14 protein-coding genes are annotated in these 12876 nt (G+C 37.8%); 10 read left to right on the forward strand and 4 right to left on the reverse strand.

Annotated features, from left to right (window positions below; translation table 11 throughout):
* From CJ229_RS00005 to CJ229_RS00015, 3 genes are read left to right on the forward strand one after another with little or no spacing between them, the layout of a single operon-like run.
* Positions 1–1365, forward strand: coding sequence for a cytochrome ubiquinol oxidase subunit I (locus tag CJ229_RS00005; RefSeq protein WP_068128003.1), 1365 nt, complete (start codon positions 1–3; stop codon positions 1363–1365).
* Positions 1365–2378: a cytochrome d ubiquinol oxidase subunit II gene (locus CJ229_RS00010; RefSeq protein ID WP_102167236.1), complete on the forward strand. Its 1014-nt coding sequence runs from the start codon at positions 1365–1367 to the stop codon at positions 2376–2378. The genes CJ229_RS00005 and CJ229_RS00010 overlap by 1 nt, the downstream gene beginning before the upstream one ends.
* Before the next feature lie 3 nt (positions 2379–2381).
* Positions 2382–3026: a potassium channel family protein gene (locus tag CJ229_RS00015; protein ID WP_317846577.1), complete on the forward strand. Its 645-nt coding sequence runs from the start codon at positions 2382–2384 to the stop codon at positions 3024–3026.
* 58 nt (positions 3027–3084) lie between these two features.
* On the opposite strand, the gene rnjA is transcribed toward CJ229_RS00015, so the two are convergent.
* Positions 3085–4770 (reverse strand): ribonuclease J1, encoded by a 1686-nt coding sequence (rnjA, locus tag CJ229_RS00020; protein WP_102167237.1) that lies wholly within the window; start codon positions 4768–4770, stop codon positions 3085–3087.
* Positions 4770–4985, reverse strand: a complete 216-nt coding sequence (locus CJ229_RS00025) for an RNA polymerase epsilon subunit (RefSeq protein WP_068128017.1) — start codon at positions 4983–4985, stop codon at positions 4770–4772. The genes rnjA and CJ229_RS00025 overlap by 1 nt, the downstream gene beginning before the upstream one ends.
* Positions 4986–5233: 248 nt before the next feature.
* On the opposite strand from CJ229_RS00025, the gene CJ229_RS00030 reads away from it, so the two are divergent.
* Complete coding sequence (locus tag CJ229_RS00030) at positions 5234–5500, forward strand: hypothetical protein (protein WP_070710293.1); 267 nt, start codon at positions 5234–5236, stop codon at positions 5498–5500.
* Here CJ229_RS00030 and def read toward each other — a convergent pair.
* Positions 5497–6051, reverse strand: a complete 555-nt coding sequence (gene def / locus CJ229_RS00035) for a peptide deformylase (protein ID WP_102167238.1) — start codon at positions 6049–6051, stop codon at positions 5497–5499. The genes CJ229_RS00030 and def overlap by 4 nt on opposite strands.
* 197 nt (positions 6052–6248) lie before the next feature.
* Here def and pdhA point away from each other — a divergent pair, with 197 nt between their 5' ends.
* From pdhA to CJ229_RS00065, 6 genes are all read left to right on the forward strand, one after another.
* The gene (gene pdhA / locus CJ229_RS00040) at positions 6249–7355 is read left to right on the forward strand and encodes a pyruvate dehydrogenase (acetyl-transferring) E1 component subunit alpha (RefSeq protein WP_102167239.1); all 1107 of its coding nucleotides are present in this window, start codon (positions 6249–6251) and stop codon (positions 7353–7355) included.
* A 3-nt stretch (positions 7356–7358) separates the two neighbouring features.
* Complete coding sequence (locus tag CJ229_RS00045) at positions 7359–8336, forward strand: alpha-ketoacid dehydrogenase subunit beta (RefSeq protein WP_040929276.1); 978 nt, start codon at positions 7359–7361, stop codon at positions 8334–8336.
* Between the two features lie 18 nt (positions 8337–8354).
* On the forward strand, positions 8355–9638 hold the full coding sequence (locus CJ229_RS00050; protein WP_317846578.1) for a dihydrolipoamide acetyltransferase family protein: 1284 nt from the start codon (positions 8355–8357) through the stop codon (positions 9636–9638).
* Positions 9639–9642: 4 nt separating this feature from the next.
* The gene (gene lpdA / locus CJ229_RS00055; protein ID WP_070457543.1) at positions 9643–11052 is read left to right on the forward strand and encodes a dihydrolipoyl dehydrogenase; all 1410 of its coding nucleotides are present in this window, start codon (positions 9643–9645) and stop codon (positions 11050–11052) included.
* 49 nt (positions 11053–11101) lie between these two features.
* A complete protein-coding gene (locus tag CJ229_RS00060) occupies positions 11102–11371 on the forward strand; it encodes a UPF0223 family protein (RefSeq protein WP_102167240.1) in 270 nt (89 codons plus the stop codon).
* An 80-nt stretch (positions 11372–11451) separates the two neighbouring features.
* Positions 11452–12153: a DUF4064 domain-containing protein gene (locus tag CJ229_RS00065; protein WP_317846579.1), complete on the forward strand. Its 702-nt coding sequence runs from the start codon at positions 11452–11454 to the stop codon at positions 12151–12153.
* A gap of 51 nt (positions 12154–12204) precedes the next feature.
* Here CJ229_RS00065 and CJ229_RS00070 read toward each other — a convergent pair whose 3' ends face one another.
* Positions 12205–12828, reverse strand: coding sequence for a YktB family protein (locus CJ229_RS00070; protein WP_102167242.1), 624 nt, complete (start codon positions 12826–12828; stop codon positions 12205–12207).
* Between the last annotated feature and the right edge of the window lie 48 nt (positions 12829–12876).

The following is a 12876-nucleotide window of genomic DNA, read 5'->3' on the forward strand; positions in this document are numbered from 1 at the left end:
ATGGAAGATGTTTTAATTGGTCGAATATTGACTGGTTTAACGTTAGGTGTACATATTCTGTATGCGACAGTAGGAGTAGGAATTCCGTTACTCATTATGGTACTGGAATTTCTAGGCATTAAAAAGAATGATTATCACTACTTAACGATGGCACGTAGAATTGCGATGGGATACACAGTCACTGTTGCCGTAGGTGTTGTTACCGGTACAATTATCGGTCTTCAATTATCATTAATATGGCCACAGTTTATGCAACTTGCCGGTCATATTATTGCGTTACCACTATTCATGGAAACATTTGCGTTTTTCTTTGAAGCGATATTTTTAGGTATTTACTTATATACGTGGGATCGATTTAAAAATCGCTGGCACCACTGGTATTTAACAATTCCAGTCGTACTTGGTGCAGGAATTTCCGCGGTGTTTATTACGATGGTAAATAGCTTTATGAACTCTCCAGCAGGCTTTAAAATCGTTGACGGTGTGTTAAAAAATGTCGATCCTTTAAAAGCGATGTTTAACCCGTCGATGCCAGAACGAGTGTTCCACGTACTCGTTACAGCGTATATGACAGCAGCGTTTATTATGGTGACGATCGCAGCGTTTAACTTATTAAAGTCTAAATTCGATGAAGATCGTGAGTATCACAAAAAAGGCTTAAAAGTGATGATGGTCATTGGTTTAATTATGTCTGGACTCACTTTACTCGCAGGAGATTTATCTGCAAAGTATTTACATAATCATCAACCAGAAAAACTTGCTGCAATGGAGTGGCACTTTGAAACAGAAAGTAACGCGGATTTAATTTTATTTGGTGTACTCGATGAAGAAAACCAAGAAGTGAAAGGTGCACTCAGAATTCCGAGCGCGTTAAGTATTTTATCGGACTGGAAACCGAGTACTGAAGTGACAGGGTTAAACGATATCCCTAAAGATGAATGGCCACCACTTGTCATTCACTATTTCTTTGACGTCATGGTATTCTTTGGAATGTTTGGATTCGGAGCGAGTCTTTTATACTTTATCTTAAAATGGTTAAAACCGGAGTTACTACACAGTAAGTTGATGTTGTATATATATGTCTTAACCGGTCCGTTATCATTTTTAGCAATTGAAGCGGGTTGGTTTACAGCTGAACTTGGTCGTCAGCCATGGATGGTACGTGGATATATGCGCGTCAGTGAAGCGATCACCGAGGCGAGTGGTTTAGGGTTAACGCTAATCCTATTCGGTGTTTTATACTTCGTATTAGTAACGACGACTATTCTCGTGTTAACGCGTATGTTTAAAGATAAATCAGCAAAAGATAGCCAAATTCAATATTATGGTACTGAAAGTTTAGATGAGACTGGAGGTCGATTCTAATGGATTTTGCAACACTAGGTATTACAGTACTTTGGACGTTTTTATACGGATACGTCGTCATTGCATCGATTGACTTTGGTGCAGGGTTTTATAACTTCTATGCAAAATTAACGAATCAAGATAATATTATTACACCGATTATTAACCGCTATTTAAATCCTGTATGGGAAGTCACGAACGTATTCTTCGTATTCTTCTTCGTTGGGATCGTCGGATTTTTCCCGGACTCGGCATACTATTTAGGTACGGTGTTACTCATTCCAGCGTCTATATCGTTAATTATGTTAGCGATTCGCGGAAGTTATTATGCATTTAACCAATATTCTAAAGGCACGAATATGGTTTGGACGTTTTTATACGGTGTAACAGGGTTATTTATCCCAGCGTCGCTTTCAGTCGCACTGGTCATATCTGAAGGTGGTTTTATAGAAGAAACTGCTGCAGGTCTTGATTTAGACTATGTCGAACTATTTTTTAGCGGATATACGTGGTCCGTCGTATTTTTAGCAGTCATTTCTGTGTTATATATTTCGAGTGGTTTTTTACTTTTCTATTCGAATCGTGCAAAAGCAAAGCAAGCCGTGCATTTAACGCGTACATGGTTCTTAACATGGACAATTCCAATGCTCGTCATTTCTCAATTTGTGTTCCTAGAGCTTCGCGCAACGAATAGAGAACACTTTGACAATGCCACACAAAATTACTGGTACTTCTTCTTATGTAGTATTGTATTTATGGCAATTGCTGTGTACTTAGTTTATAAAAAGAAAAATTACGGTATTGCGTTTATTATGGTGATGTTACAGTTTGCGTTCGCATTTTTCGGTTATGGAATTAGTAAATTACCATATATTTTATATCCGTTTATAAAACTCGATGCGGTCGTTAACGACTCGATGGCCATCGCACTCGTCATTGTGTTCGTTTTAGGTTTACTATTACTTATTCCAAGTCTTATAATATTAATGAGATTATTCTTATTCGATAAAGATTACGTACAAGGTAAGGAGTAAGTTATGAAAAAAGAATTTGCGGTAATCGGACTCGGAAGATTCGGTTCGAGTATCGTTAAAGAATTACAAAAGTTAAATGTGAACGTTCTTGCGATTGACAAAGATGAAGCGGTTATTAACGAATATAAGGATCTTGTCACTGAAGCGGTGATCGGTAATACGATGGATGAAAACGTCTTAAAAAGTGTAGGTATTACTAACTTCGACCACGTCATCGTTGCGATTGGTGAGAGTATTCAAGGCAGTATTTTAACGACACTTATATTAAAAGACCTCGGATGCGAAAAAGTGACGGTTAAAGCTCAAAATGATTATCACGGTAGAGTGTTAGAAAAAATCGGTGCAGATGCTGTGATTCACCCTGAAAGAGATATCGGGCGATTACTTGCACACCGACTCGTATCGACACATACTCTCGATATACTCGAAATTTCAGATAACCACTCAATCGTAGAATTTAAAGCAGTTGAAGCTTTTACAAATCGTACGCTAGATGAGTTAGACTTTAGAAATAAATTTGGAGTATCCGTATTAGCCATTAAACGACATGAGCACATTATCGTGTCGCCAGATTCGCACACGCCAATTCTTGAAGACGATATTTTAATATTAATTGCAAGCGATGAAATCTCTCACACTTTGAAATAGTGATGGGGGACAACTAAAAAATACCCGTTACAATTAAGTAACGGGTATTTTCAAGTTTTTATTTATCTTCTAACGTCTCGTCGTTAACTCTCATAATCATTGGTAAAATCATCGGTTTACGATGTGTCTTTTTGTATAAGTAATTCGATAAGTCTTGAATGATGAGTTGTTTGACGTTAAACCATTCGACGTTGTCTTCTTCTAATAACTCTTCGATGGATTCTTTTAGGCGTTTCTCTGCGCTACGAATGAGTCTAAATGATTCTCTCATATAGACGAACCCACGAGAAATAATGTCTGGACCTGAAAGTAGTGTCTGTGTTTTAAAGTCGATAGATACGACGACGACTGCTAATCCTTCTTCTGAAAGTTCTTTACGGTCACGTAGTACGATATTTCCGATATCTCCAATTCCGATACCGTCTACAAATACTGTTCCAGCTGGTACTTTTCCTGAAATCTCTGCACCGTTTCTATCGATAGATAAGACGTCACCATTTTCCATTAAGAAGATTTTATCTTTATCGACACCTGTGTCGATACCGAGTTCTTTATGGATTTTTTGCATACGGTATTCACCGTGAATAGGCATAAAGTACTCTGGGCGAATGAGTCTAAGCATTAGTTTTTGTTCTTCTTGTGAGCCGTGTCCAGACGTATGGATGTTTGACAACGGTCCATGAATTACGTCTGCACCTGCTTTATAAAGAGCATTAATTGTTTTATTGACACTCATCGTGTTCCCAGGAATAGGTGAGCTACTAAAGACGACTGTATCATCTGGAATGATTGAAATTTGTCTATGTGTACCGTTTGCGATACGAGACAATGCTGCCATCGGTTCACCTTGAGATCCTGTACAAAGGATCATAATTTGGTGTTTTTCGTAACGGTTAATTTCTTTTGCTTCTATGAATGTGTCTACTGGCGCTTTAATATAACCGAGTTCTTGACCGATTTTAATGTTGTTTTCCATACTTCTTCCGAAAACGACAATTTTACGGTTGAATTTTACAGCAGCATCGATTGCTTGTTGAACTCTATAAATGTTAGATGCAAATGTCGCAAATATAATACGACCAGAGCATTGTCTAAAAATATCTTCAACGTTTTGACCGACTTCTTTTTCACTCATTGTGAAATTTGGTACAGTCGCGTTCGTTGAGTCTGATAGAAGTAAAAGTACGCCTTCTTCACCTAAATTGGCCATTTTTGTAATGTTCGCAGGCTCTCCAACCGGTGTAAAGTCAAACTTAAAGTCACCCGTATGGACGATGTTACCTTCAGGTGTTTTTACAACGACACCGTACGCTTCAGGTATAGAGTGCGTCGTTAAGTAAAATTCTACTGACATATTTTCAAACTTTAACACGTCTGACTCAGTAATTGGATTTAATGATGTACGGTGCATTAACTTATGTTCTTCTAATTTGTTTTGAATAAGGCCAAGTGCTAGTGGGCCAGAGTATATAGGCACTGAAATTTCTTTTAATAAAAATGGAATTCCACCGATATGGTCTTCGTGACCATGTGTGACGACGAGCGCTTTAATTTTATGTTCGTTTTCTTTTAAATACGTATAATCCGGTATGACGTAGTCAACGCCAAGTTCATCGTCACTTGGGAATTTAATCCCCGCGTCAATAATAATAATTTCGTCTTTGTATTCCACACAGTAAGTGTTTTTCCCGATCTCCCCAAGTCCACCTAGGGCGAACACTTTTACTTTGGATGTTTGAGTCATTATAGTTTCGTAACCTCAAAGTCTTCGTTATGTTCTTTTTCGTATGCTAAATGATCGGGAGTTAACGCTTCAATGTGCTCTAAAGTGACTTCTTTGTCACCGAAATACTTTCTTACTTGTTCTAAATTTTCTGCTTCAACGTACATTGATTTTGTTTCTTCACGAATAATACGTTGCGTTTTATGATTTTGATAAAATACTTTAAAAATTTCCATTTCAAATAAACTCCTTAAATGTTTTATAAAAAATAAGATGTGCTCGTTCATGAAAGCACATCTTCAACCGGATAGATATCCTTTTATACTAAGTTGCCAACTGCCATTTCGGCTTTTAGATGTTATTGAACATGTCAATTTGTGCTCATTTTCATAAACACAATTCGTACCTTTATACTTAAGTTTATTCTACCTCATAGACGAATGTGTTGCAAAGACTTTATAATAATAATAAAGGGGGTAAGGCAATGGATGCTTTACAAATTTACGAAACGATTCGTCGTGAAATGTCGCGTGAAGATAAACGTGTCGAATTCATTGAATTTAACATAAGAAATGACATGTATATTATGAATTTAATTTATGATTATGTGGCTTCTAATACGTACGAACATCACTTTATACCACATGAGGCAGATCCACTTATTTTAAACGAAGAGACGTACGAACAACTCATCGATATTTTAAACGATAAAGGAATTCGTTACGTCACTAGAAATGACGATTTTATTTAATCTTCAAATGGTACTGCACCGTCACGCGGCTCGTTTGGATTTTCTTGATCGATATGATCATAGAACATCACACCGTTTAAGTGGTCCATCTCGTGTTGAAGGACGATTGCAAGTAATCCTTTTGCTTTAATTTCAATTTTATTGCCGTCAATATCTAATGCAGATACTCTAAAACGTTTATAGCGGTGGACGATTCCGTCGATATCTTCATCGACACTTAAACATCCTTCTCCACCTGGAAGATATGTCTCTTGTACAGAGTGACTCACTAATTTCGGGTTAATGAGCATATAATCATACACTGGTTCGTTCATTTCGTCTGTAATGTAAATCGCGATCATACGTTTATCGATATTGACTTGCGGTGCTGCAAGTCCAACGCCTGCTCTTAAATTATATTTTTGAGCGGTTTTTTCATCTTGTGACATCACTAAATACTCGCGCATTTCACGTAATTGACGTTTTGTCTCCTCGTCAATTTCAGTGACTTCTTTTACTTTTGTTCTTAATATTGGATGTCCATCTCTAACAATATCATCCATTGTAAGCATAAAATCTCTCCTAAGCTAAAATTCATTTTTTAATTATACATTATATTATAGAAGTATGACAAAAAGAGTTACTGATACGTCCAAAATACTATATAATGAAACAGAAGTACCGTTTAAAAGTCGATATCTTTTAAATGCGTGAATACTTTATGTTATTATTACTGTAAGCATTTTTATGAAAGGTATGGTGAAGAAGTATGGCACCGAAGAAAAAAGGATTCGATCCGGTTGCTCAATTACAAGATATTGAGGCGTCATTTGAACTTTTTCAAATTTTAGATGAGGAAGGTAAAGTCGTAAATAAAAACGAAATGCCTGAACTCTCTGATGATGAATTAGTGGAGATTATGACGCGAATGGTGTGGACGAGAGTATTAGACGAGCGTTCTACGTCTTTAAACCGTCAAGGTAGACTTGGGTTCTACGCACCAACGGCTGGACAAGAAGCATCACAAATTGCAAGTCATTTTGCAATTGAAAAAGGGGACTATGTTTTACCAGGGTACCGTGATGTCCCACAATTAATTTGGCATGGTTTACCGTTATACAAAGCATTCTTATTCTCAAGAGGGCATTATGAAGGTAACCAGTTCCCAGAAGGTGTAAATGCTTTAAGCCCGCAGATTATTATCGGGGCACAGTACGTGCAAACGGCTGGTGTCGCTTTAGGTCTTAAAAAGAGAGAAAAAGAAAACGTCGTAATTACGTATACTGGTGACGGTGGTACGTCTCAAGGTGACTTCTATGAAGGTATTAACTTTGCAGGCGCTTATAAAGCACCAGCGATTTTCGTCGTTCAAAATAACCAATATGCAATCTCAACACCGAGATCTTTACAAACAGCTGCTAAAACGTTAGCGCAAAAAGGTGTTGCAGCAGGTATTCCATCTGTTCAAGTGGACGGAATGGACGCACTTGCAGTTTATAAAGTAACAAAAGATGCACGTGACCGTGCAATTAAAGGTGAAGGACCAACTCTTATCGAAACAGTATGTTACCGTTACGGTGCACACACACTGTCAGGAGATGACCCAACACGTTATAGAAAACAAGATGAAGACGATGCATGGGCGAAAAAAGACCCAATCGTTCGTTTCAGAAAGTTCTTAGAAGAAAAAGAATTATGGAACGAAGAGAAAGAAAAAGAAGTGATTGAGCGTGCGCGTGAAGAAGTTAAAGAAGCGATTAAAGAAGCAGATAAAAGAGCGCCACAAACAATCACAGGTTTAATGGATTTAATGTATGAAGAAAATCCATCAAACGTTGTAGAGCAATATGAATACTACAAAGGGAAGGAGTCATAATCAATGGCTGAATTAACGATGATTCAAGCGATTACTGAAGCGATGCGTACAGAACTTAAAAATGACGAAAACGTACTCGTGTTTGGAGAGGACGTTGGAGTTAATGGTGGTGTATTCTTAGCGACTCAAGGATTACAAGAAGAGTTTGGAGTCGACCGTGTATTTGACACACCACTTGCAGAGAGTGCAATCGCATCACTCGGTTTAGGTTTAACATTAGAAGGATATCGTCCGGTTGTTGAAATCCAGTTCTTCGGATTCTTATTTGAAGCGATGGATGGAATTGCTGGACAAATTGCACGTCATAGATACCGTTCAGGCGGTTCTAAAAAGACTCCTATCGTAGTTCGTGCACCATTTGGTGGTGGAGTAAACACACCAGAATTACACGCAGACTCACTTGAAGGTCTCATGGCACAAACGCCTGGTTTACGTGTAGTAATTCCATCAACACCAAGCGATGCAAAAGGACTACTCATCTCAGCAATTCGCTCAGATGACCCTGTAATTTTCTTAGAGCATATGAAGTTATACCGTTCATTCCGTGAAGAAGTACCTGAAGAGGCTTACGAAGTGGAAATTGGTAAAGCAGCGGTTCGTCGTGAAGGTGACGATGTGACATTAATCGCTTATGGTGCGATGGTTCACGAAGCACTTCATGCTGCTGAAGAGTTAGAAAAAGAAAATATTTCTGCAGAAGTGATCGACTTAAGAACAGTATCTCCAGTCGACTACGAAACACTTGTTAAATCTGTAGAGAAAACAAATCGTGCAGTCGTGATTCAAGAAGCTCAGCACCAAGCAGGTGTTGGTGGACAAGTCACAGCTGAGTTACAAGAACGTACAATTCTTTCGTTAGAAGCACCTATTTTACGTGTAAGCGCGCCAGACACAGTGTATCCATTCACTGCAGCTGAAAAAGTATGGCTGCCTGGAAAAGATGAAATTATCGAAAAAGCGAAAGAAGTTATCAATTTCTAAAACTTAGGGGGGAAATTCATGGCTTATGAAGTGAAACTTCATGATATCGGTGAAGGAATTCATGAAGGTGAAATTGCGAAGTGGTTCATCAATGAAGGTGACCAAATTGAAGAGGATGATACGCTCGTAGAGATCGCAAACGACAAAGCAGTCGTAGAAATGCCATCTCCAGTATCAGGTACAATTCAAAAGATTCACGTCGCAGAAGGAGAAGTGACGACAGTCGGGACAGTACTTGTAACGATTGATGACGGTAGTGAAGATACGCCGTCAGAAGACACATCTTCTGACTCAGAAAAAGAAGAAGATAAAAAAGAAGAGCCTGTAAAAGAAGAAAAAGAAGAGAAAACTGAAGAAAAATCAGAATCTAAAGAGGAAGGTTCTACAGATAAACGATTCGTAAAAGCGATGCCTTCAGTTCGTAAATTTGCTCGTGAAAACGACGTAGATATTACGAAAGTAACAGGTACAGGAAAACACGACCGCATTACTAAAGCGGACGTTGAAGCATTTATGAATGGTGGCGCTGAAGAAGCAGCAGATACTGCAGAAACTAAATCTGAAGAAACATCTAAACAAAGTGTAACGACGGTAACTAAAGACCGTGAAACACGCGAGAAGATGACGTCGATTCGCCGTACAATCGCTAAAGCGATGGTGAGTAGTAAACAGACGTCTCCACACGTTACAAACATCGACGAAGTAATCGTAGACAATCTATACGAACACCGTCAGAAGTTTAAAGGTTACGCTGAAGAGCAAGGTACGAAATTAACGTACTTACCATATGTCGTTAAAGCACTTGTATCTGCACTGAAGAAATATCCTGAGTTAAACACATCAGTAGATAGTGAAACGGATGAAATTATCCATAAACACTACTATGATATCGGTATTGCTGCTGACACTGACCGCGGGTTAGTCGTTCCAGTAATTAGAGATGCAAATGCAAAATCTATTTTTGAAATCTCAGATGATATTATGGAACTTGCAACAAAAGCGAGAGATGGTAAACTAACAATGGAAGAAATGCAAGGTGGAAGCATGTCGATTTCTAACCTCGGATTTGAAGGAGGTAAATGGTTTACTCCAGTAATTAACCAACCTGAAGTTGCGATCTTAGGAATTGGACGCATTGAAGAGCAACCTGTCGTTGTAGACGGTGAAGTTGTTCCTGCACGTGTACTTGCGATTTCTATTAGTTACGACCATAGAGTAATCGATGGTGCAGTAGCGCAAAGAGCATTAAATCACATTAAGAAATTACTAAATAATCCTGATTTACTATTAATGGAGGGGTAAAATAATGGTTGTAGGAGATTTTGCAATCGAAGTAGATACAGTCGTCATTGGTGCTGGTCCAGGAGGATACGTAGCAGCAATTCGTGCGGCTCAGTTAGGACAAAAAGTTGTACTCGTTGAGAAAGATACAGTTGGAGGCGTATGCTTAAACGTTGGTTGTATTCCATCTAAAGCATTAATCGCTTCATCACACAGATATCAAGATGCTAAAAACTCTGAAGATATGGGCGTTAAAGTTAAAGACGTAAAATTAGATTTCTCTAAAGTACAAGAATTTAAAGGTAAAGTCGTCGACCAACTTGTTGGTGGTGTAGAATCACTACTTAAAGGTAACAAAGTTGAAGTTGTTAAAGGTGAAGCTTACTTCTCTGGTAAAAACAGCATTAAAGTTGCGACTGAAAACCAATCACAAACGTATGAGTTTAAACATGCGATTGTAGCGACAGGTTCTCGTCCGATTGAAATCCCAGGATTTGCATTTGGTGATCGTGTACTCGATTCAACAGGTGCACTTAACCTAGAAAAATTACCTAAAAAACTTGTTGTTATCGGTGGAGGATATATCGGTACTGAACTTGGTACTGCATATGCAAACTTAGGTACTGAAGTAACAATTTTAGAAGGTATGAAAGATATCTTAGGTGGTTTCGAAAGAAACATGACATCACTCGTTAAACGTAACCTTAAGAAAAAAGACGTTAAAGTTGTGACTGAGGCGATGGCAAAATCAGCTGAAGAAACTAAAGATGGCGTTAAAGTTACGTATGAAGATAAAAAAGGTAACACTGAGACAATCGAAGCAGACTACGTATTAGTTACTGTAGGTCGTCGTCCAAATACAGACGAACTTGGTTTAGAAGGTATCGGTGTTAAATTAACAGACAGAGGACTTGTTGAAGTTGATAAACAAGGTCGTTCATCTGTTGATTCAATCTTTGCAATTGGTGATATCGTACCTGGTTTACCACTTGCACATAAAGCAAGCTACGAAGCAAAAGTTGCTGCTGAAGCAATCGCTGGTGAAAAATCTGAAGTAGATTACATCGGTATGCCTGCAGTATGCTTCACAGAGCCTGAACTTGCATCAGTTGGTATTAATGAAACTGAAGCAAAAGAAGAAGGACTCGACATCGTTACAGGCCGTTTCCCATTTGCAGCAAATGGTCGTGCAATCGGTTTAAACAAAACAGATGGTTTCGTAAAACTCGTTGCGCGTAAAGAAGACGGATTAGTAATCGGTGCTCAAGTAGCTGGTGACGGCGCGTCAGACATCATTTCTGAACTTGCATTAGCAGTTGAAACAGGAATGACATTAGAAGACGTTGCATTAACAATTCACCCGCACCCAACATTAGGTGAAATGCCTATGGAAGCGGCTGAAGCAGCACTTGGACGTCCAATCCACTCATTATAATTAACTAAAGCGCTCAAATGAGCGCTTTTTTCTTTGGAGGTTTTTATATATGGAATATAGTTACCCACTTGATTTAGAATGGTCGACAGAAGAAATAATTACAGTGACGCACTTTTATCAAACGATTGAAAAGGGATATGAATCAGGTGTGACTCATAATGAGTTACAGACTGCTTATGAATCGTTTAAAGAAATTGTACCGAGTAAAGCAGAAGAAAAAACATTATTTAACGAGTTTGAAAAAGCATCTAGCTATCATCCTTGGGGACTTATTAAAGAGTTAAAAGATACGAATTCAAATGATATTATTAAAAAATAAAATGATTTAAATAATATGTCTAAAAAAATAATAAATAGGGTATAATCAAGAAACAACAGAAACATATTGGAGTGAAGATTATGGCAAAACGAGATTACACCGTGAGAGTTGAACCGATTTCACGCGTGCCTGAAAAAATTATCGGTTGGATTGGTTGGATTGCGTTACTCGCAGTCGTAGTATTAATTGCCTACGTATCGTATGCGATTGGAAACGATCCACAATTTATGAATATTATTGAAGAAGAAGCGAGACGAGCAGCAGTAGAAGAGGGAGTTAACCCTCAAGAAGTAACAAATCTTCTCGTAGGAATGCTTAGTAAATTATGGCTTCTTAGCTTAATTGGAGTAATTCCGTTAATTATTTCATTTATCGGTTTAGTAAAAATGAAAAAGAGAATCTTAGCAGGTTCATTACTCTTAATTACAGCAATCATTATTGCACCATTTGTCGTAACATTATTCTCATCATTAATGTTCGTCATTGCAGCGGTATTATTATTTGTACGTAAAGATAAAGAAACGAGTATCAATGATTATAATGATCGTCAAGTATCACCGACTTATGAAGACGATACACGTGTCGCTAAAAAACCTGAAACTAGTCCAGCGCCAGTAATCGCTGAAGACGAAGATCTAGAAAAAACACGCATGTTTACGGCAGTAGACGAAGAGGATTATAAAGACATCAGCTACGACGAAGACTTATCTCCATTAGACGATGTAGATAACGATGCAAAACGTACGAGAAGAGAAAACCTCGATAAGAGAAATGAAGAGTAATTTATAAGCAACTACTTTTGTAGTTGCTTTTTTATATTGAAGAAGAGTCGGTTAGACCGACTCTTCTTCAATATAAAATGTATGCAGTGTATTGAACACGTTTTTAAGTTCTTCTAAGAAAGCTTCGTCTGATTTTAAGACCGGATCATTTTTATCGTAAAACTTACCGATCATTAACTCTCCAGATTTTACCGTTTTTAAACGTTCGATTGCTTTTTTAACGTCGTCTTCTTTTAAATCTTTTATAAACATCTTTTCAGGTTTCATATGATTTTTTGTAATAAAATACCCGTCACCTAAATTTAAAATATCATCGACTTGATTTATTAAACGGTCGGCCATATATTCTTTTGACGGCGCTTCATAAATAATACCGTACTGACAAAACGCATGGTCTTTAAATAGTCCAATTTGAAAGTGCGGTAACATTTTATATCCACGTTTATTCGTACTAAACGCAACCCAAGAATCAATCGGTGGGTTCACTTTACGGCGTGCATGTTGTGCGACGTGTGTAAAATGTGTGTCATCCGTCATTTCTGTTAAGTAATCACTAAAATATTCACCTAAATTTTCAAGCTTAACTCGTGCGTGCTTTTTTAGTTCAGACATTGTTTTTTCGAGTGTATCATGTGTAAATACATCGAAATCTTCTTCAGTAAATGTGTACTTCATCGTCTCTTCCTCCAACAATTCGTTAGCTTTATGATAAAATAATAATGA

The sequence above is a fragment of the Nosocomiicoccus massiliensis genome (assembly GCF_002871345.2).
Lineage (GTDB): Bacteria > Bacillota > Bacilli > Staphylococcales > Salinicoccaceae > Nosocomiicoccus > Nosocomiicoccus ampullae_A.